The organism is Hymenobacter metallilatus (assembly GCF_003944705.1).
In the GTDB taxonomy this organism is placed as follows: domain Bacteria; phylum Bacteroidota; class Bacteroidia; order Cytophagales; family Hymenobacteraceae; genus Hymenobacter; species Hymenobacter metallilatus.
The window spans coordinates 272,691-299,279 of record NZ_RWIS01000004.1; the positions used below are offsets into that span (position 1 = coordinate 272,691).

General features: G+C 61.8%; 20 protein-coding genes. 7 read left to right on the forward strand and 13 right to left on the reverse strand.

The window, feature by feature from the left end; genetic code table 11:
• Nucleotides 1-39: 39 nt before the first annotated feature.
• The 13 genes from EI290_RS08570 to allB form a co-directional block, all read right to left on the reverse strand.
• A complete protein-coding gene (locus tag EI290_RS08570; protein ID WP_125428693.1) occupies nt 40-1,287 on the reverse strand; it encodes an efflux RND transporter periplasmic adaptor subunit in 1,248 nt (415 codons plus the stop codon).
• A 325-nt stretch (nt 1,288-1,612) separates the two neighbouring features.
• On the reverse strand, nt 1,613-2,626 hold the full coding sequence (locus EI290_RS08575) for a hypothetical protein (RefSeq protein WP_125428695.1): 1,014 nt from the start codon (nt 2,624-2,626) through the stop codon (nt 1,613-1,615).
• Between the two features lie 40 nt (nt 2,627-2,666).
• Complete coding sequence (locus EI290_RS08580) at nt 2,667-4,268, reverse strand: RagB/SusD family nutrient uptake outer membrane protein (RefSeq protein WP_125428697.1); 1,602 nt, start codon at nt 4,266-4,268, stop codon at nt 2,667-2,669.
• Between the two features lie 146 nt (nt 4,269-4,414).
• The gene (locus EI290_RS08585; RefSeq protein WP_125428699.1) at nt 4,415-7,699 is read right to left on the reverse strand and encodes a TonB-dependent receptor; all 3,285 of its coding nucleotides are present in this window, start codon (nt 7,697-7,699) and stop codon (nt 4,415-4,417) included.
• 98 nt (nt 7,700-7,797) lie between these two features.
• Complete coding sequence (locus EI290_RS08590; protein WP_185816907.1) at nt 7,798-8,739, reverse strand: FecR family protein; 942 nt, start codon at nt 8,737-8,739, stop codon at nt 7,798-7,800.
• A gap of 78 nt (nt 8,740-8,817) precedes the next feature.
• The gene (locus tag EI290_RS08595) at nt 8,818-10,473 is read right to left on the reverse strand and encodes an alkaline phosphatase family protein (protein ID WP_125428703.1); all 1,656 of its coding nucleotides are present in this window, start codon (nt 10,471-10,473) and stop codon (nt 8,818-8,820) included.
• 239 nt (nt 10,474-10,712) lie between these two features.
• The gene (locus EI290_RS08600; RefSeq protein WP_185816908.1) at nt 10,713-11,261 is read right to left on the reverse strand and encodes an RNA polymerase sigma factor; all 549 of its coding nucleotides are present in this window, start codon (nt 11,259-11,261) and stop codon (nt 10,713-10,715) included.
• Nucleotides 11,262-11,487: 226 nt separating this feature from the next.
• A complete protein-coding gene (locus EI290_RS08605) occupies nt 11,488-12,921 on the reverse strand; it encodes a DUF6986 family protein (protein WP_125428707.1) in 1,434 nt (477 codons plus the stop codon).
• A gap of 135 nt (nt 12,922-13,056) precedes the next feature.
• The gene (gene uraH, locus EI290_RS08610; protein ID WP_125428709.1) at nt 13,057-13,395 is read right to left on the reverse strand and encodes a hydroxyisourate hydrolase; all 339 of its coding nucleotides are present in this window, start codon (nt 13,393-13,395) and stop codon (nt 13,057-13,059) included.
• Nucleotides 13,392-13,898: a 2-oxo-4-hydroxy-4-carboxy-5-ureidoimidazoline decarboxylase gene (uraD, locus tag EI290_RS08615; RefSeq protein WP_125428711.1), complete on the reverse strand. Its 507-nt coding sequence runs from the start codon at nt 13,896-13,898 to the stop codon at nt 13,392-13,394. Before uraD ends, uraH begins: the two co-directional genes overlap by 4 nt.
• A gap of 281 nt (nt 13,899-14,179) precedes the next feature.
• Nucleotides 14,180-14,926, reverse strand: coding sequence for a (S)-ureidoglycine aminohydrolase (gene allE / locus EI290_RS08620; RefSeq protein ID WP_125428714.1), 747 nt, complete (start codon nt 14,924-14,926; stop codon nt 14,180-14,182).
• A gap of 59 nt (nt 14,927-14,985) precedes the next feature.
• Nucleotides 14,986-16,266, reverse strand: a complete 1,281-nt coding sequence (locus EI290_RS08625; protein ID WP_246008895.1) for an allantoate amidohydrolase — start codon at nt 16,264-16,266, stop codon at nt 14,986-14,988.
• A gap of 5 nt (nt 16,267-16,271) precedes the next feature.
• Complete coding sequence (gene allB / locus EI290_RS08630) at nt 16,272-17,606, reverse strand: allantoinase AllB (protein WP_125428716.1); 1,335 nt, start codon at nt 17,604-17,606, stop codon at nt 16,272-16,274.
• A gap of 223 nt (nt 17,607-17,829) precedes the next feature.
• Here allB and EI290_RS08635 point away from each other — a divergent pair, with 223 nt between their 5' ends.
• From EI290_RS08635 to hisS, 7 genes are all read left to right on the forward strand, one after another.
• A complete protein-coding gene (locus tag EI290_RS08635; protein ID WP_221766243.1) occupies nt 17,830-19,233 on the forward strand; it encodes a urate hydroxylase PuuD in 1,404 nt (467 codons plus the stop codon).
• Nucleotides 19,234-19,271: 38 nt separating this feature from the next.
• Nucleotides 19,272-19,592 carry a hypothetical protein gene (locus EI290_RS08640; protein WP_125428718.1) on the forward strand — a complete coding sequence of 107 codons (321 nt, stop codon included), beginning with the start codon at nt 19,272-19,274 and terminating at the stop codon, nt 19,590-19,592.
• 465 nt (nt 19,593-20,057) lie between these two features.
• Nucleotides 20,058-22,520, forward strand: coding sequence for an outer membrane beta-barrel family protein (locus tag EI290_RS08645; RefSeq protein WP_125428720.1), 2,463 nt, complete (start codon nt 20,058-20,060; stop codon nt 22,518-22,520).
• Nucleotides 22,521-23,225: 705 nt separating this feature from the next.
• Nucleotides 23,226-23,690: a carboxypeptidase-like regulatory domain-containing protein gene (locus EI290_RS08650; RefSeq protein WP_125428722.1), complete on the forward strand. Its 465-nt coding sequence runs from the start codon at nt 23,226-23,228 to the stop codon at nt 23,688-23,690.
• A 153-nt stretch (nt 23,691-23,843) separates the two neighbouring features.
• Nucleotides 23,844-24,494 carry a TIGR02117 family protein gene (locus EI290_RS08655; protein ID WP_125428724.1) on the forward strand — a complete coding sequence of 217 codons (651 nt, stop codon included), beginning with the start codon at nt 23,844-23,846 and terminating at the stop codon, nt 24,492-24,494.
• A gap of 233 nt (nt 24,495-24,727) precedes the next feature.
• Nucleotides 24,728-25,066: a hypothetical protein gene (locus tag EI290_RS08660; protein ID WP_148103626.1), complete on the forward strand. Its 339-nt coding sequence runs from the start codon at nt 24,728-24,730 to the stop codon at nt 25,064-25,066.
• A 69-nt stretch (nt 25,067-25,135) separates the two neighbouring features.
• A complete protein-coding gene (gene hisS / locus EI290_RS08665; protein WP_125428728.1) occupies nt 25,136-26,551 on the forward strand; it encodes a histidine--tRNA ligase in 1,416 nt (471 codons plus the stop codon).
• Nucleotides 26,552-26,589: the final 38 nt, after the last annotated feature.

The following is a 26,589-nucleotide window of genomic DNA, read 5'->3' on the forward strand; positions in this document are numbered from 1 at the left end:
TCCAGGAGGCCGAGGTGAAGAGGAGATGCTGCATGGCCGCTAGTCGTGAAGGATGAGTTCGGGCGTATCGGCGTAGTCTTTCATATCCGACACCACTACTTCTTCCCCCGCCCCCAGGCCGCCGGTTATCTGCACGTAGTCGAAGTTACTGGCCCCGAACTGCACGGTGCGGCGCCGGGCTTTGCCCTCCTTCACCACGAACACCGGCTGCTCTTTGCCGCCTTGGTAAAAGGGGCCGTTTTTCACCCGCACCACCCCATGGTGAGCTTGGGTTACCACAAACACATCGGCCCGCAGGTTGGCGCGCAGGGCCGGGTGGTGGTCCTGCTGCAGGGCGGCGTAAAAGGTTACCACACCCTTTTCCACGGCCGGACTAATGGTGCTGATGGTACCGCGCAAATCGGTGCCGTTGATGCGGATAACCACCGGGTCCTGCAGGTGCAGGGCATCGGCGTAGGCGTCGGAAATGGTGGCGCGCACCCGGAAGCGGCTCAGGTCGGCCACCCGGGCCAGCGGGTCGCCGGCCTGTACGGTGGTGCCCAGATCTTCGTTCACCCAGGTAAGCACACCCGGCTGCTGGCTGCTGATGTTGGCCTGCTGCAGTTTGCCGGCCAGCTCTCGGATGCTGCGGTCCTGAATCTGCATGGTAAAGCCCAGCTCGCGCACGTCGGCGGCGTTGGCAGCCCGCTGGTTGCGAATTTGCTCCGTGAGGCGCTGCTGCTCCAGCTGGGCCAGGCGCAGGTTCAGCTCGGCCTGGCGCACACTCTCGGCGGTGCCCCCCCCAATCTTCAGCAGGTACTGCTCGTCGCGCAGCGCCGACTGCAGGCTACGCACTTTCACCTGCTGGGTCAGTTGCTGGGCGCGGAGGTCGTTGAGAGCTTTTTCGAGGCTGAGTTGGAGCTGGCCGGTTTTGTTGCGGTGTTGCTGCTGCTCATCCTGGAGCTTGGCCAGAGCCGTGGTAGTAAGTTCCCGGTCCAGCTCCAGAATCGTCTGGCCCGGCTGCACCCGGCTGCCCACAGCCACTGCCACCCGCCGGATGGTGCTTTGGATAGGGCTGGTCAATACGGCCTCGTGGGCCGGAATAATAACGCCCGCCGCCGTGAGGGAGGCTTCCACGTCGCCGGTTTCGGCGCGGGCCGTAAGAATAGCGCTCCGGCTCAGGCTGGGCCGCAGCAAGGTGCGAAAGGCCAGCAGGGCCGCTGCCAGCACCAGCAGCAGGCCCGCCGCTAGCAACCAGCGGCGGCGGCGCCGCCAGACTTGGGTGGTTTGGGAAATGGCTCTGTCCATTTTCGTACAGGGAGGAAAGGGTTTCCCTAGCTGTCAGCCAACGGTCGTGCCATTTATATAAAATTCTATAAATCAATACAATACAAACTATAAACATCTTACCTGGGAGTTAAAACCTGTCCATTTCCGGACAAGCTGTTCGAAACTGGTTGGGTGCGGAGCTACCCTGCTGCTACCCCACCGCAGAAGGCAAATGCTCCGGCCGAAACCTCCGGCTGAGGTGGTTAAGGCCCTTCCGGCCCTGCCACTCCTCCATGAGGCTCCAACCGGAGCATTGCCAACACTTGTGCTTTCGCCCCCTCAGACCAGCTTGTTTTGCGGGACTTTACTGACCGATTCCTTTGTATTTGTTATCGAGGTAATTCAGGTCGAATGTGCCCAGATTTTTGAAGTAGCTGTTAACCAGTTTGGCAGGGTCGGTGGCCAGCTCACCACGGCCGGGTACATCGTTGCCGTCGTCCCAGGCCCAGGGGGCGTTGGCGCCGCCGTTGCCGTAGCTTTTCACAAATCCTCCGCCGGCCGAAGTGAACAGGGCCGTGTTGGTACGCTGCTCCCACAGACCACCCGCCGCGAAAATATCCACGAGCTTATATTTCACGTCCCGGTCGTCGGCATTGGCAGGGGCCTCGGCGGTAGCAGCCGTGGGGAAGTACTTAATCCCGTCGCCATTAAGCTTGTAGTACGGGTAGGCTTTCAGGCCGTGGCCCTTGGCCTCCTGGGCCGTTACGGGGTGCAGCTCTCCGTTGTAGCTTTCCAGGCTCAGGGTGCCGTCAATGTCTTCCTGGTTGGCCTGCAATGGGGAGCCGGCCGGCACGAAGGAGTAGAAATCCGAATGGGCCACCGTGACAATAGCCTGCAGGTTGCCGTAGGTGCTGCCGTCTTTCTTCACCACGGCCAGCAGGCCTTCCAGGTCGTTTTCGTGCTCATCAATGTTATAGAGAAACGGGTTGTCGGTCCAGTCGCGGGGGTGAAAGAAGGCGTAGGTGACAAACCAGTGGGTACCGGTTTCTACCACCGAGTAGTAGCCGTGGCCGGTGGCGGCAAAGCGGGTCAGGTTGTTCCAGTTGTTGGTGCCGCTCCAGTCGCCGTCGTAGTTGATGGCCGTCAGGTAGTCGCCCTTGCCGCTCAGGCCATGGTCGCCGGTTACGTCGGTATCCTGGTAGTGTACGGGGGCCCAGCGCAATGCCAGGCTGGCTTTGAAAGCGGCCGTGGCGTCGGCTGAGTAGGTGGCGCGGGGTGCTACCGTTTCGGCCTGGTTCGGGGCCACGTTGCAGCTGTTCAGACCCGACAGGGCCAGGCCGGTGGCCAGCAGCGCCACTTTGGAAGGAAGGTTTTTCATGCGGGTGTAGTGGTTATGAAGGAAAGAAAACGAAGGAAGATTAGTAGCCGGGGTTCTGCTTCAGACTAGTATTGAGCGTCAGCTCGGTAGCGGGAATGGGGAACAGGCGGCGGTGCGTCTCGGCGTTGGTTTTCATGCCCTGACCCCACACCGCTTCCCACTTACCGAAGCGGATGAGGTCGGTGCGGCGCCAGCCTTCCCAGGCCATTTCACGGCTGCGCTCCTCAAAAAGCGTATTCAGATTCAGGGACGTGAAAGCGGGCACCTGCGCCCGGCTGCGCACCTGATTCACCAGACTCAGGGCCGTGGCACCGTCGGGGTCCTGGCCGCCGCGCAGCAGGGCTTCAGCCTTCATCAGCAGCACATCGGCGTAGCGCAGCAGCACCAGGTCGTTGCCCTGGTCGCGGGAGGTGGAGGATTTGTCGGGGTAATACTTGATGTTGCGGGTGCCCTGGGCCTTGCCCAGCTCGTCGTTGCCCACGTCGAACTTGGCCGCGTCGCGGAAGGTGAGCCGGTCCGACAGCTCCAAATGGTAGCTGACGGCCGCGTTGCCGTCGGCACCGGTGTAGCGCGAGTCAAGACCCTTTTTGGTGGTCGAAATCAATACCGGCGTGCGGCCGTCGCTCAGGTACTGCTTGCCCGAAAGCCACTGCTGGTTGCGGGTGTCGGTGGGCTCCTGGTAGAGGGCGAAGAACTCGGGCCAGGTCAGGCTGGCGTTGCTGGGCGTGAAGAGCAGGCCAAACTTGTCCTTCATCTGCTGGTGCAAGGCAAAGCGGGACATCATGTTGCCTTGGGCCAGGTTGGCGTCGAAGGGCACGGCGAAGATGATTTCACTGACCTGGGGGCCGTTTTCCACGGCAAACACGTCCAGGTAATTCGCGGCCAGGCTGTGCTTGCGGCTCTTGATGAGCACGTTGCAGGCGGCAATGGCTTCGGTGTAGCGGGGCTGCCCGATGTACACCTCGGCGTTCAGGTAGAGCTTGGCCAGCAGGGCCTGAGCGGTGCTTTGGGTGGGCCGGCCATAGGTCTGGGCCGATACCTCGGCCGACAGGTTGGGCAGGGCCGCTTTCAGCTCCTGCTCAATGTACTCGAACACCTGCTGACGGGTGGCGTTGGCGGGCTGAGCGGTGCTCCCAAACTCGGGCACCAGCGGAATGTTACCGTAGGCGTCCATCATCAGGTAGTAGTACAGGGCCCGCATGGTGCGCAGCTCGGCCGTAAACTGGGTTTTGAAGGCCCCATCGGCGGTATTCTGAAACAGGGCCAGGGTGCGGTTGCAGGTGCTGATGCCGCTGAAGCCCCACTCCCAGGCCACGCGCACAAACTCGTTCTGCGGGTTCCAGGTGTGCAAGCTCAGCTGCTGGTAGCGGGCTCCGTCGTAGTAGTTGCCGTTGCGAGCCACGATGACGGCCTCGTCGGTGCTCAGCTCCTGCAGGTTCCAGTAGGCTTTGGCCACTTCGCCGCGCATCTGGCTGTACACCGGCCCGGAGGCAGCAATGAACTGCTCGGGCGTGGTCAGGAAGTTGCTGGGCGTGTATTCCGACTCGATGGGCGCGTCCAGGTCGGTGCAGCCGGCGGCGGTGAGCAGCAGGGCCAGCGCGGCGGGCAGGGCCAGGAAGCGGGAAGGACGTATGATTCGCATGATTAGTTGAATTGGGGTTGGCCGTCATGCTGAGCTTGCCGAAGCATCTCGCGTGCAGTGCTAATCAATTGCCGTTGCAACGAAGCGGTAGAGATGCTTCGACAAGCTCAGCAGGACGGGCTTTCGTATGAGTTTCCTGCTCTGGACTAAAAGTCCAGGTTCACGCCCAGCACGTAGGAGCGGGTTTTAGGGTAGAAGTTGTTGTTATCGAGGCCGGGCGTGAGGCCGCCCAGGCTCATTTCCGGGTCGATGCCGCGGTAGTTGGTAATCGTCAGCAGGTTCTGGCTGGTCAGGTACACGCGGGCCCGCTTCACGTACTCGCTCTTCAGGGGTAGGTTGTAGCCCAGCGTCACGTTATCCAGGCGCAGGTAGGAGCCGTTTTCGAGGTAGCGGTTGGAGTAGTAGTTGGCGCGGTTGTCGGCGTAGGGCTCATCCAGGGAAAAGGCCGGCAGGTTGTTGGCCGTCGATTGGGCCGGGATGTTCAGGTTGGCCAGCGTAGCGTTCAGAATCTTATTGCCCTGCACTCCGCGCAGGAAGAAGTTCAGATCCAGGTTTTTCCAGCTTACCGTGTTGCTCAGGCCGTACAGCAGCTTGGGCTGGGCGTTGCCCTGGTACTTGTAGTCGTTGAGAGTAGGCGAGCCGGTAGTAGAGCCGTCGGCCTTGTAGAAAAGGGAAAGGCCGTTTTCGTCGCGGCCGGCGTACTCGGGTAGGAAAAACTGCCCAACGGGGTAGCCCGTCTTCACCACCTGGGTAGAAATGCCACTCTGGCCCGAGCCGCCGGGGTAGGCCGTGTACACCTGGTCGAGGCGAAACTGCTCGTTGGCCAGCTTCTCCACCTTGTTCACGTTGTGGGCCAGCGTACCGGTCAGGCTCCACTGGAAGCTGCTGGTTTGCACCGGCACGGCGTTCAGCGTCAGCTCCAGGCCCTTGTTGCTGATTTCGCCCACGTTGGCGTAGAGCGTGTTCACGAAGTACTGGGTAGTGGAAACCGGGTAGTTCCAGATCAGGTCCGAGGTGCGCTTATCATAGTACTCCACCGTGCCGCCGAGGCGGTTTTGCCACAGGCCGAAATCCAGGCCCACGTTCAGCATGGCCGTAGTTTCCCACTTCAGGTCGGGGTTGGGGTTTTGGGTGGGGCCGATGGCCTTGATGAAGGCCCCGTTGTAGTAAAACGTGCCCACGCTGCTGTAGCGCTGGGTAGCAATGAGCGGGTCGAAACCCAGGGAGTTGCCCGTAATGCCGTAGCCCACGCGCAGCTTCAACTCGTTAAGCTTCCTGAAGCCTGAGAGAAAGTTCTCGCCCGCCAAGTTCCAGGCCAGGGAAGCGGCCGGAAACGTGCCCCAGCGGTTGTTCCGGCCAAAAGCCGACGACCCGTCGCGCCGCACCGACACCTGCAGAAAGTACCGGTCGTTTAGCCCGTAGTTCACCCGCGAGTACAGGGAAATCAGGCGCAGAGTGGAAATGCCCAGGCTGTAGCCGGCAATGGCCGCGTCGTAGTTGGGGGCCACGCCGCCGGGGTTGCCCAGGGCCAGGTTGTTGTAGCCCAACTGGTCCGATACGAAGCCCCGGGTATCGGTCTGGAAACCGTCGCCGTTTTTGTCTTCCTGCCAGGAGTAGCCCACCAGCACTTTCAGGTTGTGGGCGGCCGTATTGAGCGGGTTATAAGTAAGGTAGTTTTCCAGGATCTTGCGGGTGTTCTCCACGCTGTAGCGCCGGGCCAGGCCTTTGGCGGCCAGGCCGGTCACGTTGGCAGCATTCGGCACCGGCGACTCCCGCCCCTGGTAGGCCCCGCCCTTCACCGCCTCATTCTGCATGGACAGGCTGAGCGTATTCGTCAGGTTTTTGAGTAGGGTGAGCTGGGCGCTGGCGTTACCGAGCAGGGTGTTGATTTTCCGCTCCTCCCGGTTTTGGGCCAGCAGCGCCACCGGGTTGTAGTACTGGGTGCGGGTCAGGTTTTCCTTATAGGTGCCGTCAGGGTTTCGGATGTTGGTGGTGGGCAGGTGGGTGAACATGTTCTTATACACCAGCTCCGGAATCAGGTGCTGCTTGAGCAGGGAGTTGGTGAGCGTGAAGCGCAGCTGCAGCTTGTCCTTGAGCGTTTTCTGGTCGAGGTTGATTTTGCCGATGAGCCGCTCACTGTCGGAGGTGTTCATCACGCCCTCCCGCCTGAAGTAGTTGACGCTGGCATTGAAGGCCGACTTCTCGGAGCCCCCGCCGTAGCTGACGGTGTGGTTGTGGCTCAAACCGGTGCGCATCACCTCCTTCTGCCAGTCGGTGTTGGTGCCCGCGTCGTTATCGGCGGGGCTCAGGCTTTTGTTATTGGCTTCCAGGTAGCCCCGCAGCTCGTCGCCGCTAAGCATGTCAAGGGTGTTCGATACCTGCTCCAGACCCACGTAGCCGCTGTACGATACGGCCGCGCTGGGCTTCTGGCGGCGGGTGGTGATGAGGATAACCCCGTTGGCGGCCCGGGCCCCGTAAATAGCCGTGGCCGAGGCGTCTTTCAGCACCTCGATGCTCACAATCTCGTCGGGGGCCACCAGGTTGATGGAGGCCGCCGGCACCCCGTCAATCACGTAAAACGGCTCCTGGGCCTGGCCCGTGCGCAGGGAAGAAGCCCCGCGCAGCACCACCGAGGCCGTAGCGTTTGGGTCGCCGCTGCGAGTGATATTCAGGCCGGCTACTTTACCCTGCAAAATCTGGTCGGGCGTGGCCACCACGCCCCGGTTGAACTCGCGCGGGTCCACGGAGGTAATAGCGCTGGTTACTTCACCTTTCTTCACCGAGCCGTAGCCAATCACCACCACATCGTTGAGCAGCTTGGCATCCTGCACCAGGGCTACGTCAATGGTTGCCTGCTCGCCCACCGCCACCTCCCGGGCCAGGTAGCCGACAAAGGAAAACACCAGCGTTTCGGCACCTTCGGGCAAGTCCAGCGTGTATTCGCCGGCCCCGTTGGTTACCGTGCCCACCGTGGTGCCTTTCACCAGCACCGTCACCCCGGGCAGGGCCGCCCCGCTGGCCTCCGTTACCCGGCCTTTCACCCGCCGGCCTTCCGTGGCCCGCTTGCCGGGAGCCGCTGGGGCCGTCGGGCTGGTCGGTTGCAGAATAATAACGCCCTGCTTTTCCTCGAAGCGCAGCGGCTGGTTGCGCAGCAGCTGCCGCAGAATATCCCCAACCCGCGCCCCACGCAGCTCGGTGGCGGCTACCTGGTTGCTTTGCAGGTCGCGGGCCTCATACACGATGCTTACGCCGGCCTGCCGCTGCAGCTGCTGCAGCGCACTGGTAAGCGGGCCGGCCGGCACAGCGAAATAGGCTACTTCGCGGGTACTGCTCTGGGCCTGCGCCCCGAAGGCACTGCCCAGGCTCAGCAGCAGCAGGGCGCCGGTCAGCCGCGGCGTACGAGCAATGAGGAAGGAGTTGAGGTGTAGCATAGGGAAGGGTGAAAAATGGGCAAGGCGTGGCCCGGCCGACCGGAAACCGGCCGATGTGAGAGGAGCAGAAACAGAGGTTTGGGCAGGCGCGGCGCGCCTTATTCTACCCGGTAGGTGGTAGCGGTGCGCCGGAAAATGCGCAGGTGGTGGCGGTGAAGCAGGGTATTAAGCACGTCGGTAATCTGGTCGGCGGAAAGGGCCGGGTCGAGGGAGCCGCTCAGGGCCACGGCCGGCGCATCGGGGCGTAGCTCGAAGCGTACGGGGTAGTAGTTTTCGAGGGTCAGCAGGATTTCAGCCAAGGAAGCCTGCTCGAACGTCAGCATCTGGTTGGTGGTCAGGTTGGCGGTGTACTTGTGGTGGGTGAGCGTGAGCTGCTGGCAGGCCGGGTTGAACACCAGCTTGTCCTGGGGGTGCAGCACGGCCAGCTCCCGCTGCGGCCCGGCCACCTGCACCCGGCCGGTGCGCACCAGCACGGTGGTAGTGGGCAGCTGTGGGTAGGCTTTCACCAGGAAGGATGTTCCCAGTACCCGCACCGCCACCGCTGCTGTTCGCACCACAAAAGGATGCGCCGGATCTTTGGTGACGGCAAAGAAGGCCTCGCCCCGCAGGCGCACCTCCCGGCCCTGGCCTGGTGCAGCCCGCCACGTCAGCGACGAGCGGGGCCGCAGCCACACGCGGCTGTGGTCGGGCAGCACCAGCTCGCGCTGCTCCCCAATGCCGGTGGTGTAGTGCAGCGCCGGGGCTTCGCGTTGCCCCCACCACACTACCGCCGCCACCAGCAACGGCACCAGCACCGCCGCCACCCGCAGCACCGGCCACAGCCGCCGTACCTGCCCGAGGGGTTGGGTACGGGCCCGGATGGTGCGCAACAGCCGCTGCTGGCGGTCAGCAGCCTGCTCCTCGTTCAGGAGCTCTGCATCGTCCGGAGTGGCCGCCACCAGCGCATCCAGCCATTGCTCCCGCTGCTGGCGCCGGCGGGCACGGCTTCGCAGGGAATACAGCAGGCGGGCGGGCAGAGGGCGGGGCGGACGAGGCTTCATAAACAAGTTGCACAAGCTGAGCAGAGTAACCATCCGGGCAGCCTGATATAACAAAAGCGTAATATTGACTGGCTGGAGCTACTTGCGGCGTTTCAAGCGGGTGGCCGGGCTGAGCACTTCCCCGATGGGCTGCCCGGTGCAGGCGCTGGGCAGCTTGCTATCCACCAGCATAGCCGCCGTAGGCGCTATATCAGTGATGCTGTGATACTCGTAGCTGACGCCGGGCGTGATGCCGGCCCCGAACCAGAGCAGCGGCACGTGGCTGTCATAGAGGTAGCCCGAGCCGTGGGTGGCCCCCACGCCCAGCTCCCAGGTCCAGCCCGGCTGCAGCTCAAAGCGCACGTCCCCGAAGCGCTGGTAGTAGAGGCCGTTCTGCAGCTTGGTTTCCAGGAAGGCCCCGGTGCCGCTGGTGAGCAGCTGAGCCGTGGTATTCACCTGGGCAATGCCGGGCTGCTCGCGCAGGTAGTCGGCCAGCAGGTTCTGCACCCGGGCCAGCTCCAGCTTGCGGCTGGCAATGAGCGGGCGGTTGAGGTAGTACATGTTGTTGCGCTCGGTTTCCAGCCACTGGCCCGGCCCCAGCTGTTGGATCAGGAAGTCGGCCGCGCCCTGGTTGAGCGTGGCGTGGGTTTGGGCGCCGCCCGGGGCCTGGTGCTGGGCCAAGTACTTGGGCACCTCGCTGGCCCCGTGGTCGGCGGTTAGGAAGATGGTGTAATTGTCCTTGCCCACGGTTTTGTCGAGGGCCTGCAGCAGACGGGCAATTTCCAGGTCGAGGCGCAGGTACAGGTCGTTTTCCTCCTTCGACAGCGGGCCGAAGGTGTGGCCCACCGGGTCGGGGCTGGAGTAGCTCAGGGCCAGCAGATCGGGCACGTCGTCGCGGCCCAGCTCGGTGCCGGCCAGGGCGGCCAGGGCCAGGTCGGTGAGCAGGTTGTTGCCGAAGGGCGAGATGTTGACGGCCTCGTAGGCCGGCGGGTTCAGCGGGGCCAGCTTGCTGAGCTCATACGGAAAAGTGGCCGCCGTTTTTCCCTTGAATATGCGCTCGAAGGCGTTGGAATCGGCCACGCTGTTCAGGTAGGCTTCCGGCCCCCGCAAAGGCGTCCAGGTCTGCTGGCGGTAGAAATCGGCCTTTTTCTGGGCGTTGAAATCGGCTACCCACTTGGGTAGCACCGGCACGTAGTAGGTGCTGGAGATAAAGTCGCCGGTGTTCATGTCAAACCAAAACGCCCCGTCGGCCATGTGGCCGGCCGGCAGCGCCGAGGCCCGGTCCTTGAGCGACAAGGCCACCACCACGCTACGCCCGTTCGATACCATTTTCATTTCGTCGCCGAGCGTGGTGCTCACCTGGTTGCGGGCCGAAACGCCCATGCCTTTGGGAGTGCCCACCAGCTGCACCGTGGAGTCGTCGGTGCAGTACACGTCGCGCCGCAGCCGCCGGTCGTACCAGGAGTTGCCCACGATACCGTGGTAGCGGGGCGTGGTACCGGTGTACACCGAGGAGTGGCCAGGGCCAGTGACGGTGGGCACGTAGTTGTAGTGCGTATTGCGGCACTGAAATCCGCCGCGCAGCAACCGTTTGAAGCCCTGCCCCCCAAACTGGTCATAGAACCGGGTGAGGTAGTCGGGCCGCATCTGGTCGACCATGATGCCCACCAGCAGCTTAGGGACCGGGCGTTTCTGAGCCAGCAGCTCGGGGGTGCCGCACAACAGCAGCGCGGCCAGCAAAAAGGAACGGGACATAGAAGAAGCAAAGAGCCGCCGCGCCCTTAAAGGGGAAGGGCACTCAAACGAGAAAAAGAGGATACGGCTGACGAAAGGCCGCTACCCGGTGGAAACGCTGCCTAAGTGGGTGGCAGGGTAACCCGCTGCTATATGAGTTGCACGCCCGCCCCGTTCCAACTACTCCCCTACCCCAATTTAACCAAGCCGTAACATTGGCAGACAGACTTGCAACCAGTAATCAACTGGTGTTTTACCACTTAGCCAAACAGCCGCACCAGAAACGGCGACAGTTTGTGCAAGGCACTGCTGAGCTGATTACGAACAGTTTGCTCGGAGGTGGCAAACCGCTCCGCCATTTCCTTCACCGAGAAATCCTCCAGCATGGCCAGCACAAATACCTCCTGCTCCCGGGGCGGCAGCAGGCGCGCCCGCACCTGAATGGCCGCCCGCGTTTCGCGGCTTATCAAACTGCGCAGCGTAGTTTCAGTGGTGGTTTCCTGGTCCGTGCCCAGCACACGCAGGTGGCGCGCCCGGATGTCTTCGTCGCGGAAGCTGGTCAGGATTTTCTTGCGCAGAGCACCCAGCAGGTAAGCCTGCGCGTTGGTATGCACGCGGAGCTGGGCGCGGTTGGCCCACAAGTCGCAGAACAACTCCTGGGTGATGTCCTCGGCTTCGGGCACGCGGCGCAGTACTTTGTGCGCGTACCGGTACAGGGCCTGCCAGTGCGTTTCGAACAGCTGCTCGAAAGCCTGGTAGTCATCAGCTCGGATTCGGTCCAGAAGTCCAAGTACGTTGTCAGTCGGCACGGCGCAGGATTTGCGCCAAATGTAGAGGCCGACTGGTAGGATAAGATGACTCGACCCGGAATACTACAATTCCTTCACACGCTGGTAATAATTCAATAATTTCAGCCTCGCAATGTTACCGAATAGCTCTGCGGGCCTGGGTTGCCAGCAACAACCCCAGCCGAATACCTCTTCCTTTGCTGGAAAGCAGGCGTTCGGCTGGGGTTTTTACTATTCCGTACCGGCGTTACTTCCTGGCGCGACGGCCCTGGAGGATACGGTAGAACGAGCGGGTTTGTACTTCCTCCAGCGTGAGGCCGGTGGCCTGAATTTCCTCCTCCGAAATGGCCCCGCAGTTCAGGGCTTTCAGGAAGAAATTGAGCAGGCCCTGGCCGGTGGCCGCATCATCGAAAATGTCGCCGGTGAGGGTAGAAATGGCGGCTCGCTCCACGAAGGTGCGCAGGCGGTGCACGGCATCATCGTAGCTGCTGAGGAAGAAGTGGTAAGTGGCCGCGTAGCGCATGGGCAGTTGGGCAGGGTTCAGGTCCCAGCCCTGGTACAGCCCGTTGATGAGGGAATGGGTGGTGTGGTGAAACCCCTGCCGCCAGGCGTTATGCACCGATTCGCGGTTTTCGCGCAGCTGCTCAAACGTCAGGTTCTCACCCCGGTGCAGCCCGATGGGCATGACGTTGGTGGCGCCATCGGAAAGGAAGATGCCGGTGCCGCCCAGCGCCACTTTGGTCATGTGGTGGGCAAAGTCGCATACGGGGTGGGCCATGGTTTGGTAGCGGGCCGTAATGCCGCAGGAAGCCGTGTAGTCGTAGGTGCCGAAGTGGGCCGCCACGCACCGCCCCTCACTGGCCCGGATGATGCGCAGGAGTGGGTTGCGGCCCTCCTCATCCATGATGATTTGGGTGGCCTCCACCATCGTTTCCATCTTGAGGGTGCCGGGCTCCAGGCCGTTGGCCTGCTCCAACAGCTCAAACAGGCGCACCATGGTGGTCATCTGCTCCAGAATGGTCACCTTGGGCAGCATTACCACAAAGTTGGCCGGCAGCTTGCCCCCGGTTTCGGCCAGCAGGGTCGTCAGGAAGATGTCCAGGGTGCGTACGCCCCGGTCCTTCATATCCTCGGTGAAGGGCTTGATGCGGATGCCGATGAAGGGCGAAATAGTGCCCTGGCGCATTCCCTGGGCCAGCTCCCGGGCGGCCTGCACGGCCGTGGCGTCCTCTTCCGCGTCGGGGCGGTTGCCAAACCCGTCCTCGAAATCGATGCGGAAGTCTTCTACGGCTTCGGTCTGGAGTTTGCGCACCACTTTCTGGTAGATGGAGTACGGCAGCCAGGCAGGTTCCCGCTTGCGCTCCTCGGGGCTGAGCTTTTCCAGGCGCTGCGTCAGGGCCTCGATATCGGCCTGGAGCATGGGCAGGTGCTCGTGGCCCTGCAGCCGCAGCACCCGGGCCAGCTCCGCAAAGTTGGGCGCGTAGGTGCGCAGGTTATGGAGGGCAATGTCGCCCATGCGCTGGCAGGTATCGGCCTTGAACAGGTTAGCCCCGCCGTACACGGTATGCACCGGCTGGCGGTCGGGTTTGTCGCCGGGGTAGGTGTGCTGGAAACGGCGGTTGGCGGCGCCAAGCTGGTCCAGGAGCTGTGCTTTTTCGGAAGCCGGGAGGCTGAGTTTCATGGAGTAGAGAGTGGGAATGAGAGGAGAAAGTAGCAGTCGGAAAGGGTAGAAAAGTCAGGCAGAACATATCAGGAACGTCATTTCGAGCCCCGCGAGGAATGACGTTCTGGGGTTGTAGCCCTGCACAAGTCGATTTCAGGAGCCCCGATACGTAGAATAGCCGAACGGATTCAGCAGCAGCGGTACGTGATAATGCTCGGCCGAAGTCACCGAAAACACGATTTCCACGAAGGGGTAAAACGAGGGCGTTTCCAGCTTGTCAAAATACTCCTGCACCAGAAAATGCAGCTGGTACACGCCGGCGGGCAAGGTTTGGCCGGGGGGCAGCAGGTCGGGCAGGCGGCCATCGGCATTGGTACGGCCCCGGGCCAGCTCCAGCCAGCCAGCTGGTTGCTGATGTGAGAGGATAATGGTAACGCCCTCGGCGGGCCGGCCCCGGGTGGTATCCAGGATGTGGGTAGTAATCTGGCTCATGCGGCAAGTAGTTTTTCGAGGCGAATCCGGGTGATGTTGTCCTGCTCGGCCGCGGCTACCCGGATTTCCAGCTCGGGCGGGTTGGGCAGCCGGGCCTGCAGCAGCGTCAGCATCTCAGCGGCCGATTTGCCGGTGGCGCACACAATGAAGATGTAGCCGAACCGCCGCTCATAAGCCTCGTTCCCGGCCGCCAGCGCCCGCAGGGTTTCCTCCGAGGCCTGCCGTACCGCGCCTTGTTCGCCCTCGGCCCAGGTGCTGGTGCTGGCGAACTTCTCCCGCAACGCCCCCACGTCCCCGATTTTGGGGTGATGCGCAAACGCCTCCCGCCAGTCGGCTTCGCTCAGGCCGTTCCAGGTGTGCGTGGCGGCCTGGTAAAGCGTGGCGGCATCAGCAAAAGGAAACTGCTGATTCAGCGCCGCCACCCAGGCCGCGGAGCCGCAGCAGCGGTGCAGCTCCTCGGCGCGGGTGGCAGGCGGCAGGTTGTTGAGTTCTGGTAAGGTCATAGAGGAAGGAAATTGATAAGAACATCAGGTAATAAGAACGTCATTCCGAGCATGTGGCGAATCAAGCCAGGGACGCAGCGGAGCCGAGGAATCTCGCGTGCTGACGTTGGATTACTATTGCAACCTCAGCCTGCCCGAAATGCTAGGGGTGCGGCCCCTGGTATAGCTGACGTTGGATTACTATTGCAACCTCAGCACGCGAGATTCCTCGGCTCCGCTGCGTCCCTGGCTTGATTCGCCACATGCTCGGAATGACGTTTTACTTCAGGGCCACACATGCATCATACCACCGTTGGGAAGCGGTTGACGTTTTTGTAGTAGATGTACACTGAAGGCTCTCTGCCCACGGAGGTGGCCCATTGCTGGCAATAGGGCGCCATCCAGATGGAGTCGCCCTGGCGGACGTGGTACCACTCCTGGTCGAGTATGTAGATGGCCTGGCCGGCAAGGTAAAGCAGGCCGTGCTCCATAATGTGGGTTTCCACCATGGGCAGGTGGCCACCCCGGTCGTAGGTAAAAATGTTTACGGCCATATCGAAGCCCAGCTCATTGGGCAGCAGCTCCTGAATGCGCAGGGCCTCATCGTTCATATACACGGGGGCCTTGCTGTCGTCCTTCTCGCCCCACACAATGCCGGGCGCAGCGTGGCCGGCCAGCGGCTCGTACACCTTATGAAACGTGAGCAGCTGGGTGCCTTCGGCGGGGTTTTCAAAAAGGTAGTCCTGCCCCACCGGCACGTACACGAACTGGCCCTGACTGAGCGGGCGGGTTTCGCCGCCGGCCGTAGCCTGTACCGCGCCTTCCACCACGTAGAAGAAGATCTGCGAAGCCTCGGTGCGGCCTTCCAGCCGGCCCTCGGCGCGCAGCGTAACCAGCGTCTGGCACAGGCGTGCGCCCATTTGCTCGTTGATGATGACGTTGACGGTGCCGCCGGTCCAGCCGGGCACGTTGCTGTTGATGTAGCCATCAGGAGCAATAATGGCGTGGTTGCGCCGAACGACGGAACGGGTGGCGGAGCTAAGATTCATGAAGCACAGATTTAAGAGATTTTTCGCTGATTCTGCCGGGTATACCACAGCCCGTTGGCTCAAGCGGTTCGGGGGTTTTCCGACTCAACAAAATGGGTAATCAGCAAAGAAAGAAAACGTGCCGAAACTTCCACGGCGGCGGCCAGATCGGGCAGCTCCACGTTTTCCAGGGGGTTATGACTGATGCCTTTAAAGCAGCGCACGAACAGCATGGTGGCCGGCGCCACCTGCGAAACCGGTACCGCATCGTGCCCGGCCCCACTCACCAGCGGCACCACCTCGTGGCCGGCTTCGGCAATGGCCCGGGCCAGCAGCTGGTTCAGGCCGGCGTCGCAGGTGGCGGGGGCGGTGGTTTGCACGGGGGTCCAGGTGAGGTGCAGCTCCCGGCGCCCGGCAATGGCCTGGGCCAGGGCCTGCACTTGCTGGGCGGCGGTGGTCAGGCGGGCGGCATCGGGGCTGCGCAGGTCGAGGCTGCAGCTCACTTCGCCGGGAATGACGTTGCTGGCCGCGTGGCGCACGTCCAGCTTGCCTACGGTAGCTACCAGCTCATGGGCGTGCTGGCGGCCGAATTGCTCGACGGCCAGCACAAATTCGGCGGCCCCGGCCAGGGCATCCTGGCGCATGTGCATGGGTACGGTGCCGGCGTGGCCGGCCATGCCGCGCCAGGTTAGCTCCACCCGTTGCTGGCCGGCAATGGCCGTTACCAGCGCCACCGGGATATTCCGCTCCCAGAGTACCGGCCCCTGCTCAATATGCACCTCAAAGTAGCCTAGCCAGCCGGCAGCCGGCAGCGTGTCGTGCGGAATGCGGGCCGGGTTGCTGCCCATGTCGGCAATGGCCTGGGCTAGCGTGATGCCGTCCGCATCTTTTCGTGCCAGCAGGCTGCTTTCGAAGGCGCCGGTAACCACCTTGCTGCCCAGGTAGGTGGTGTGAAACCGCACGCCTTCCTCGTCGCTGAAGGCAATCAGCTCCAGGTGAAACGGCAGGTCCGCGCCTCGGGACGCCAGGTTTTCCAGCAAGTCCAGCCCCAGCAGTACGCCCAGCGGCCCGTCGAATTTGCCGGCATTCACCACCGTATCAATGTGCGAAGCCACCACGAAGGTGCGCGCGCCCGGCCGGCGGCTCACCAGCCGGGCGCGCACGTTGCCGATGGCATCGAGGCGGGTGTGCAGGCCGGCGGCCTCAGCCCAGCTTTGTACCAACTGCTGCCCCCGCACGAAGGCGGGCGTGCCGAAGCGGCGGGTAACGCCCTCGGCGTTTTCACTGATGGCGGCCAGGGCCTCAATGCGCTGCATAATGCGCCCGGCGCGGGCCAGGTACGTGGGTTCGGGCGTTTCCAAGTGGTTCAGCGGATTAGGAGTTGGCCTTGATTGAGCTGCCGGAACTCCGGCCGCTGGTACACCAGCTGCCCCGCCAGGTAGGTCTGCTCCACTACCCCACACAGCTCCCGACCCAGGTAGGGTGAAGCTTTGTGGCGGTGATGCAGCAGTTCTTCGGTTACCGTAAATGAGGCTTCGGCGTCCAAAACCAGCAAATCGGCGTCGTAGCCGGGGGCAATGCGGCCTTTGCGGTGACTTTGCCCGATGAGCCGGGCCGGGTTAGTGCTGAGCCAGCGGGCCACCTCGGGCAAACCCACGGCGCGGCCCCGGGCAGCCGTCCAGAGCACGGGCAGGGCCAGCTGCAAGGAGGCAATGCCGCCCCAGGCCGTGGTGAAGTCGCCGGTAGCCAGCTGCTTGAGGGCGGGCGGTGCGGGCGAGTGGTCGGTGGCCACGAAGTCGATAAGGCCCGTTTGCAGCGCCTGCCACAGCTGCTCGTTGTTGGCCCGCTCCCGGATGGGCGGGGCGCATTTGTAAGCTGTGCCGCCGTCGGGAATATCCTCGGCCGCGAAGAACAGGTAATGTTGGCCGGTTTCTACCGTGAGCGGCAGGCCCCGGGCCCGGGCGGCGGCAATGGCCGGCAGTGAGTTGGCCGACGACAAATGCACGATGTGTACCGGGCAGCCGGTTTCCTCGCACAGGCGGAGCATCAGGGCCACGGCCTCATCCTCCCAGGCTTTGGGGCGTGAGGCCAGGTAGTTAGCGTAAGAGCGTTTGTCGTTCTGCTTCCAGGCGTCATCGTCCTGGCTTAGCTCGCAGTGCACCAGCAGCGGCAGGCCGTGGCGGGCCAGCAGCGGCATCACCCGGCGTAGGTCGGCCTCAGTGGCGTTGGGAAAATCATCAATGCCGGAGTGGGTCAGGAAGGCCTTGAACCCGAGCACACCTTCGGCAATCAGGCCCTCTACCTCGGCCGCATTACCGGGCACAATGCCGCCCCAGAAGCCGCAGTTGGTGTGCAACTGCCCGGCCGCGGCGGCCCGCTTCAGCGCCAGACTAGCCACCGAAGTGGTAACCGGAGCCGAGTTCAGGGGCATATCGACCAGCGTGGTAAGGCCGCCGGCCAGGGCGGCGCGGGTGGCCGTATCGAAGCCCTCCCAGTCGGTGCGGCCGGGCTCGTTGATGTGTACGTGCGGGTCGATGAGGCCCGGCAGCACGGTCCGGATGCCCACATCGTGCACTGGGCAGCTCACGGCGGTATCGGGTGGCACCACGTCTAGGATGCGGCCGTTGCGCACCAGCACCAGCCCCGGCCGGGCACCCGATGGCGTTATAATTTCCTCACTTCTGAGCGCAAAACCATTCATACTTTTCACTGAATCGACTCACAAAATGATAATATTTCAAACAATACCCATTTTTACAGTAAACTTCCGAAACCAATTGCCCTCACCCGAAAAGCAGCGGCCAAGGGCCGGCAGGCTACTCGCGGCCGGTTCACGCTACTCTGCTTCTGGGAGATAGGGCAGGCGTTGGTTTGCACTCCATTTGGTCCGGCCTAGCCGGACGCTCGTTTTTTGCTGGCTTTCGATGACGCATTTTTTACTGTTGGGCGTAGTGGCGGCCGTGGTGCTGCTGCTGGTGGGGGGAAGTGCTTTTCTGCACCGCATGGCGCACACCCACCGGGGCGGGGAGCTGGGCACCCAGGGCTTTACCATTCAGGGATTTGCCTACGCCCTCATGGTGCTGGCGGTGCTGTTTGTGCTGGCCGTGGCCTACCTATTCGTGCAGGGCAGCGCCTGGGAAGGCCACCTGATGGAGTGGCTCAACATTGTGGTGCGCCTGATGCACGTTACCTTCGGCATTGCCTGGATTGGGGCCTCGTTCTACTTCGTGTTCCTGGAAAACGCCCTCAACCGCACTGATAATGTGCGCGAAGAGCTGGCCGGCAACCTCTGGGCCGTGCACGGCGGCGGTTTCTACTACCTCGAAAAGTATAAGCTGGCTCCCCGGGAAATACCCAAGGCGCTGCACTGGTTTAAGTATGAGGCGTATTTCACTTGGCTCACCGGCTTCAGCCTGCTGTTTGTGGTGTACTACTTCAACGCCGGCAGCATGCTCATCGATCCGCAGGTGTTAGCTCTTAATCCGCTGACGGGTGTGGCTATTGGGGTGGGTTCGTTTGCGCTGGCCTGGATACTTTACCACGGGCTTTGCCGCACGACACTGGTGAAAAATAACCTGGCTATGGCCTTGCTGGCGGTGGTTATCTGCACCGGGTTTGCCTGGTTTTACTGCCAGGTGTTCAGCGCGCGGGCAGCCTATATTCACTTCGGGGCCATGCTGGGCACCCTGATGGTGGGCAACGTGTATTTCATCATCATTCCGGCCCAGAAGGCCATGGTAAAGGCTGCCACCGAAGGCCTACCCCTCGACCCCGAGCTGGGCAAGCACGCCGGGCTTCGGTCCTTGCACAATAACTACTTCACGCTGCCGGTGCTGTTTGTGATGGTCAGCAACCATTTCCCCAGCACCTTCAGCCACGGCTACCCCTGGGCGGTGCTGGCGGCCATTGCCCTGGGCACGGCCGGCGTGAAGCACTGGCTGAACCTGCGCGAAAAGCACCAGGCCACTGGCCTCGTGCTGCCTATTGCGGCCGGCCTGCTGCTGGCCGTGGCTTTTGTAACGGCCCCGAAAACCGATGCCGGAGCCACAGCCGCCTGCACGCCCAACGTGCGCATGGCCCAGGTGCAGGCCGTAGTGCAGCAGCGGTGCATCCGCTGCCACTCGGCCACCCCCACCGACGAGGTGTTCCGGACCGCCCCCAACGGCGTGGTGTACGACACGCCCGAGGACATCATCCGCCTCCAGGATAAGATTATGCAGCGTGTGGTCATCACCAAAACGATGCCCCAGAACAACAAAACCCACATGACCCAGGCGGAACGGGACCTGCTGCGCTGCTGGATTGAGCAGGGCGCGCAGAATCAGTAAGGCGAGGGAAGAACCTACCAGGACGTCATTCCGAGCATGTGGGGCATCAAGTCAGGGTCCGAAAAATCCCGCGTGCTGAGGCTGCCAAACAGTTGAACGGCAACCGCTTCGTAGCCCAGGATTTGAACCCTGGGCTGGCGAAGAACGCCAGCGCACAATATACTTCGGCTGCGCTTCTGCCTGACGTTCTTCGGGCTTATCCAATGGATTTTCAGATACAACCCGCAAAACAGCACATCTCGAATAACCTCTGGCCATCAACAAAAACGCCTCTGGTGTTCACCAGAGGCGTTTTTGTTGATGGCCAGAGGTTCCAGAAAGAAGTTGGCAAAAAACTGATACCGCCGGGCAACGCCTAGCGGGCTGCTACCATCTACCCTCCCGTGCGTAGGCCCGACCCCACGCTCCAACTGTATGCGGCTGGTGACAGTGGGTTACGAACAGCTTTGTACCGCAAAACACAAGGTTTTCAAGGAAACATAAAATTAATTTCGCTAGTACCTTGCGTTACATAGTACCTTTACCTACCTTTGAAACGTTGATTAGATAAAGTACCGGCCGCGCCACTGCTCCTTTACCGAAGCCTAGCGCGGCCCACCCCGAAAACCACCTTGCGCCAACCGGGCCAGGTGTTGGGCTCCGGCCGGAAGCACCAGCTTCCCTGCTGCCGCCCGGTGTTTTCGGTTGCCTGGCACCCGCTTTTCCGGCGGATTGTGCCCTTGCTTGTCACGTTTGAATTTCTGGCAACATGCTACCTCCGGCGGAACCGCGGCCACCGGACTCAGCCCCTCCTTGCCCGATTTTTCCTCAACCACTTCCTTGCCATGACTTCCTTATCTACTTCCGGCCGGGCCCTGCGGGGTCTGGGGTTCCTTGCTGTGCTCCTGCCCCTGGCCGCCGCTGCCCAGCCGCAACCTACCGGCGCCGTGAGCGGCACCCTGCTCGACCAGGCCAACAACCAGCCCCTGCCCTTCTCCAACGTAGTGCTGCTGCGGGCACAGGATTCCAGCTTTGTGGCCGGAGCCGAAACCCTCGAAAACGGCTCGTTTGCGCTGGAAAAACTGGGGCTGGGTAGTTACCTGCTGAAAGTTTCAGCCGTGGGCTACCAGGGTTTGCGCCGGCCGGTGCAGCTTACCAGTGCTACTCCCTCCCTGCAGTTGGGTACACTCCGGCTGCTGCCCACTGCTCAGCAGCTCAAGGGCGTAACCGTAACCGGGGAGCGGGCTGCCGTGCAGGAAAGCCTGGATAAGAAGGTCATTAACGTAGAAAAAGACCTGAGCAGCGTGGGTGGAACGGCCGTAAACGTGCTCCAGAACGTACCTTCCGTAACGGTAGCCCCCGATGGCACCGTGAGCATGCGGGGCTCATCCAATATCACCATTCTTATTGATGGCAAGCCGAGCGCCTCGGCCAACAGCGGGGCCGGCGGCAACCGGCTGGAGCAGATTCCGGCCAGCGCCATTGAGCGGGTGGAAGTGGTAACCAACCCCTCGGCCCGCTACGATGCGGCCGGCGCGGGCGGGGTGCTCAACATCATCCTCAAAAAGCAGAAAAAAGACGGCTGGAACGGGCAGGCTATTTTGAATGTGGGCACCCGCGACAAGTACAACGGCAGCCTGAGCCTGAACCGACGTACTGGTAAGCTCAACGTGTTCGGGTCCGTGGATATGCGCGACGACCGGTACCGCAGCCGCCTCTGGAGCGACCAGTATACTACCCTGGAAAACCAGGAGCTCCGCACTTATCAGCAGGGCAATAACCAGCGCCACAGCCGCAACTACAGCGGCCGTCTGGGCTTCGACTATACGCTACCTGCCAACCAGACGCTTACGCTCACAGTGGAGCCTAACTTCAACCGGGGCCTGAACACCGGTACGCAGCTGGCTACCCTGAGCGGGGCAACCAACGCCCGCATCGGCAGCACCTTTGGGGTAACGGAAAACGTGGACAACCTGGAAGGCTCCCTGGATTACCGGCGTACCTGGGACCAGCATAAAGGCCGGGAGCTGACGGGCAACCTGTACTACAACTACCTGAATGCCGACGTGCTGGTAGCCCAGCGCAACACCCAGGGAACCGCCGACCTGCGCGAGTGGCAGCAGGACCTGCAGGTGAACCTGCACGCCGTGGGTGGCCAGGTGGATTACGTGCATCCGCTGGGCGAGAAGGCCCGCGTTGATGCTGGCCTGAAGGGCCAGTACCAGACAAATGAAGGTACCGACGACTTTCTGCGCCAGCAGACCGACGGTCCGGGATTTGACCGCCTGGCGGACCGCTCCTACCAGTATACTTTCCGCGAGTACACGCAGGCCGGTTACACTACCTATCAGCAGCAAGTGGGCAAATGGAGTGCTCAGGCTGGCCTGCGGGCCGAGTACACCCATACCAGTGGGGAGGTGCTGAATGGACAGGGCCCGTTCAGACTGGAGTACCTGAACCTGTTTCCCTCGGTTACGGTGGAACGCACCCTGCCTACTGCCGACCAGCGCGTGAAGCTTAGCTACTCGCGGCGCCTCAACCGCCCCGGCTTTATGCAGCTCCTGGCCTTCCCGCTGTACCAGGACCAGCGCAGCTACCGCATTGGCAATCCAAGCCTGCGCCCCGAGTACATCAATGCCGTTGAGCTGGGTCACCAGATTACCATGGGTCAGGCCTCGCTGACATCCTCGCTGTTCTACCGCCACACCGACAATACCATTCAGCGCCTAGTGCGCGTGGATACTACGGCTACGCGCCTGTATGGGGCCGGAGCGGTTATTACGGCCCAGTATGCGGCCAATTTCGGGCAGGCCACCAGCTATGGGGCTGAGGTTTCGCTGAACCAGCCCCTGGCCAAATGGTGGCGGCTGACGGCCAGCGGCTCCCTGTTCCAGAATACGGTAACGGCCGCTACGGGCAACGAGGCAAACCGCCGGATTGTATCGGGTACGGCCCGCCTGATGAACTCCTTCACCCCCACGCCTAAGCTGGATGTTCAGCTAACCGGCAATTACCGCGCGGCCGCCGTAACGGCGCAGGGGCGGGTGCTGCCGGTAGGCTCCGTGGATGTGGCCCTGCGCCAGCGCCTGTTCAACGACCGGGCTGCCCTTACCTTGCGCATTTCGGATGTGTTGAATACCCAGCGCAACCGTTCCGTATCGGCTACGGATAATTTCCGGGCCGAGTATTACAACAAGTGGGAGTCGCGGGTGGGCTACCTGGGTTTTAGCTGGTATATGGGCTCCAACAAGCCCCCCAAGAAAATTGAGAACCAGCCCCAGGGCGGGGGCGGCGGATTTGGTGGTTAGAATGTGCTGCACCTGGCCACCATTCCGGACCTCACACTGCTGGCCTGGGCCAGGGTGTGGGGTCCTTTTTTTAGGAAGTGAGGCCAGCGGTTAGGCCAGATGCCCCCTACTGGGTCAGGTGGTGTCCGCTTTGACTTATGTGTAGCCCCGATAAAGCAGCTGCACTACAGAGCTAAGGGCAAAAGCCGGGCCCGTGCCGACGGAGCAGCGCGTTACCCACAGCCATACCGGCAAGCCAGAAACTCAGCTACTTGCCACGTACTGAATTCATTAACACAATTATTTTTCCACTCAGGCATCCCTCCGGCAGGGCAGAGCGTCTAGTAGAGCAGAAGCCTTCATCCGGCTTTTCCGGGTTTCACGGTGCCCACTTACCTCTTTTCTGCTGGCACTCAATTTCTAACTGATAAGCTAAAAAATATTTACACAGTACCTTGTTTTACATAGTACCTTTAGTTACCTTTATTGTGTTCTTCCACTCCGACTGCTGAGCCTCTTTCCTCAGGTAAGCCGCCCACCAGGATACCGAAGCCGCCCGCTTGTTTTGCGGGTAACTGCCCCACCCCAGCCGCTATTTGGTGCCGGCTGCTCTGGGCTCGACGCTAACCTATTTTTTTTCGACTTGCAGCCTTACCCGGCACGGAACCGCGGCCGTACCGGCACACCTGAGAGTCGTTGCTTCCTGTTTCTTTCTCTCTACCTGCCATGAAAACTTCCTTTGCTTCCGCCGCCCTGCTGGGCGTTTCCCTCCTCGCTGCCGGTGCCCAATTGCCTGCACATGCTGCCTCACAACCCGGCCGGGGTACCGTATCGGGCCGCCTTTACGATGGGCAGACCCAGGAGCCCATTCCGCACTCCTACGTAGTGGTGCTGCGGGCCTCCGATGGGCGCTTCGTTCAATCGGTGGAAACGGATGCCAACGGCCATTTCCGGGCTACCGGACTGCCGCTGGGGCGCTACGTGGTGCGCACTACGGTGCTGGGCTACCACGCCATCCGGCCGGCCGTGGCCCTCAATAGCACTAGGCAGCAGCACGCGCTGGGCACCGTGGTACTGGTGCCCCTAACTATGCCGCTGGTGGCCCGCGCCGACAAGCAGGCCTGGGCCAAGCGGGCTACGCCGGTTGCCGCCGTGGAGCCCCGCCGCCCTGCCCTGCGCGTACGCTCGTAGTGGCCGGTGCACCCGGTACCTGATCTGGCCCGTGGGTCTGCGTAAGCGCAGCCTACGGGCCAGGTTGCGTTACGGAAGTCCAAGTAGGCCGCGCGGCTGCGTACGGCATGTGCCCGATGAGCTGTTACCTTCGTGGCGGTTGGTTTGCTGCTTATGTCCGCGTTTATTGCATTCATTCTATTTCTGCTGTGCGGCACCCTGGTGCCCCAAAACCGGCAGTTTCGGCAAACGCCCAATGGTGTACCCATCTTCGTGGTATCCAATGGCTTTCATACCGATGTGGTGCTGCCTCTGCGGGATGCTCAAACCAGCCACGACTGGCTCCGCACCCTCAACCAGCCTGCCCTTACTGCCCGCTTTGCTCATTACAGCTACGTGGCATTTGGCTGGGGCAACGAGGGGTTTTATCTGGGTTCTGCAGGAGGAAAGTTCCCGGGGCCCGCAGCCATTGCCGGAGCCGTATTTCCTTCCAAAACACTCATGCACGTCGGTTTTTACCGGGCCCCACCCGACTCGGGCACGCACGTTGTACCTCTTCGGATTTCACCCGCTCAATACCGCCGCCTCACCGCTTACGTACAGCAAGGCTTCCGTCCCGATAGTCTGGGCCGGATGCAGCTGCGGCAGCCGGCCGGCTACACCCCGCAGGATTTTTTCTTTCTGGGGGCCGGCCGCTACCACGCCCTGCGCACCTGCAACGACTGGACCAACCGGGGCCTGCATCGGTCGGGCCTGCGGGCCGCTCTGAAGGCGCCGCTGGCCTCCGCTGTTCTGTTCCAGGCCCGGCGGGCAGCCTCACGCTGAAGGCAGGGCGTTTCGGGGGTACGGCGGAAATAAATACATAGTATTTTCATTGTTTATATTATCCTAACACAAACTTGTAATACTTCAACAAAAACCTGTAACACCCCGCTAAATTCCTATTTAGGTGTAACCCTACGCTGGCTATTCAGTGTAGTATCCATTCCGCTCCTATCCGCCTAAATCGTGAAAACATGCTGGATGTTCATCGTGAAATATTGCCCAATGGCTTCTTATTGATTTTATCTCCGGACGCGGCCTCAGCCGATGAAGTGAAACTGACCCGGGCCCTGCACCGCGCCAGCCGCAGCGACAAGCACACGATTCTGGTAGATCTGAGCCTCATTGATTCGCTCACGGCCGAGGCCATTGATCTGCTGCTGGCCTACGCCTTTATGCTGCATGCCCAGAGCCGCCGCCTGATTCTCTGCCACGTTCCGCAGTCCGACCAACACCATTTTCTGTACCTGGATGTGGCCTCGCAGCCGCTGCTGGTGCCTTCTCTGTTGGATGCCATGCAGGAAATAGATTTTCAGACCGGTACAAACCGGGCATTTTCCTCACGCTCGGGTTAGCATAAGAAGCCGAAAATCCGGCAGAATCCCCGACTTTTGCGGCCGTATTTCCGCATCCGTTTCTTTCCGATGAGCGCACAGCAACCCAGCATTCCGCAAGGCACCCGCGACTTTGGCCCGGCCGTGGTGGCCCGCCGTACCTATATTTTCGGCGTAATTCGCCGCGTGTTTGAGAAGTTCGGCTACGCGCCGCTGGAAACGCCTACGCTGGAAAACCTCTCGGTGCTGACCGGCAAATACGGGGAGGAAGGTGACCAGCTGCTGTTTAAGGTGCTGAATTCGGGTAATTTTCTAAAAAAACAAAAGGGTGAGGTTGTTAAGGAGCAGGTTACTGCCGACGACCTGGTGGCCGGGCCCCGGGCCGTACTGCCCAAAATTGCCGAAAAGGGCCTGCGCTACGACCTGACGGTGCCTTTCGCCCGCTACGTGGTGATGAACCGCCACACCCTCACCTTCCCGTTTAAACGCTACCAGATTCAGCCGGTGTGGCGGGCCGACCGGCCCCAGCGGGGCCGCTACCGGGAGTTTTACCAGTGCGACGCCGATGTGGTGGGCACCAACTCCCTGCTGTGTGAAGCCGAAATCGTACTGATGATGTCGGAGGTCCTCACTACCCTGGGCCTTACTGAGCACACCATCAAAATCAATCACCGCGGGGTGCTGGGTGCCTTTTACAAGGCACTGGGAGGCGAAGGCACCGAGGTGGACCTGTTTACGGCTATTGATAAGCTCGACAAGATTGGGCAGGAAGGCGTAGAAAAGGAACTGGCTGGGCGCGGCTTCTCACCGGAGGCCACGGAGCGGCTATTCGACCTGCTGGGCGTGGGCGGCGACTTTGAGGAGAAGCTGGAGCGGCTGCTGGCGGCCTTTGCTACGGCCGGGGTGGAGCCCGACAACCCCGACGGCTACAAAGGGCTGCAGGATTTGCAGCAAGTGCTGGCTTACTTGCGCGGCTTTGGCTTTGAGCAGTGGCAGAACCTGGAATTTGACGTCACGCTGGCCCGGGGGCTGAGCTACTACACGGGCTGCATCTTCGAAATCAAGATCAACAACGTGAACATGGGCAGCGTGTCGGGCGGGGGCCGCTATGACAACCTCACCGGGGCCTTTGGGCTACCAGGCGTGTCGGGCGTGGGTTTCTCCTTCGGCGTGGACCGGCTCTACGACTGCCTGGAGGAGCTGCAGCTGTTTCCGGAAGCCGTGGCCACCACTACCCGCTGCCTCATTGCCAACTTCGATGCCGACAGCGAAGCAGCCGTGCTGCCGGTGCTACGGCAGCTGCGCGAAGCCGGCGTGGCCTCGGAGCTGTATCCGGAACCCGGCAAGCTGGGCCGGCAGTTTAAGTACGCCGATGGCAAAGGTATTCCTTACGTGCTGCTGCAGGGCTCCGAGGAGCGGGCGGCCGGGCAGTTCAAGCTCAAAACCCTGGCTACCGGGCAGGAGCAGCTCCTGACGCTGACGGAGGTTATTCGTCTGCTGGCGTAGGTACCCCAAGAGAAGCGGATATCGGTGCGTGAATTACG

Excerpts from the sequence above, each read along its gene's own strand:
- EI290_RS08570 (WP_125428693.1), bottom strand. The coding sequence starts at position 1,287 with ATGGACAGAGCCATTTCCCAAACCACCCAAGTCTGGCGGCGCCGCCGC.
- EI290_RS08575 (WP_125428695.1), bottom strand. The coding sequence starts at position 2,626 with ATGAAAAACCTTCCTTCCAAAGTGGCGCTGCTGGCCACCGGCCTGGCC.
- EI290_RS08580 (WP_125428697.1), bottom strand. The coding sequence starts at position 4,268 with ATGCGAATCATACGTCCTTCCCGCTTCCTGGCCCTGCCCGCCGCGCTG.
- EI290_RS08585 (WP_125428699.1), bottom strand. The coding sequence starts at position 7,699 with ATGCTACACCTCAACTCCTTCCTCATTGCTCGTACGCCGCGGCTGACC.
- EI290_RS08590 (WP_185816907.1), bottom strand. The coding sequence starts at position 8,739 with ATGAAGCCTCGTCCGCCCCGCCCTCTGCCCGCCCGCCTGCTGTATTCC.
- EI290_RS08595 (WP_125428703.1), bottom strand. The coding sequence starts at position 10,473 with ATGTCCCGTTCCTTTTTGCTGGCCGCGCTGCTGTTGTGCGGCACCCCC.
- EI290_RS08605 (WP_125428707.1), bottom strand. The coding sequence starts at position 12,921 with ATGAAACTCAGCCTCCCGGCTTCCGAAAAAGCACAGCTCCTGGACCAG.
- uraH (WP_125428709.1), bottom strand. The coding sequence starts at position 13,395 with ATGAGCCAGATTACTACCCACATCCTGGATACCACCCGGGGCCGGCCC.
- uraD (WP_125428711.1), bottom strand. The coding sequence starts at position 13,898 with ATGACCTTACCAGAACTCAACAACCTGCCGCCTGCCACCCGCGCCGAG.
- allE (WP_125428714.1), bottom strand. The coding sequence starts at position 14,926 with ATGAATCTTAGCTCCGCCACCCGTTCCGTCGTTCGGCGCAACCACGCC.
- allB (WP_125428716.1), bottom strand. The coding sequence starts at position 17,606 with ATGAATGGTTTTGCGCTCAGAAGTGAGGAAATTATAACGCCATCGGGT.
- EI290_RS08635 (WP_221766243.1), top strand. The coding sequence starts at position 17,830 with ATGACGCATTTTTTACTGTTGGGCGTAGTGGCGGCCGTGGTGCTGCTG.
- EI290_RS08645 (WP_125428720.1), top strand. The coding sequence starts at position 20,058 with ATGACTTCCTTATCTACTTCCGGCCGGGCCCTGCGGGGTCTGGGGTTC.
- EI290_RS08650 (WP_125428722.1), top strand. The coding sequence starts at position 23,226 with ATGAAAACTTCCTTTGCTTCCGCCGCCCTGCTGGGCGTTTCCCTCCTC.
- EI290_RS08655 (WP_125428724.1), top strand. The coding sequence starts at position 23,844 with ATGTCCGCGTTTATTGCATTCATTCTATTTCTGCTGTGCGGCACCCTG.
- hisS (WP_125428728.1), top strand. The coding sequence starts at position 25,136 with ATGAGCGCACAGCAACCCAGCATTCCGCAAGGCACCCGCGACTTTGGC.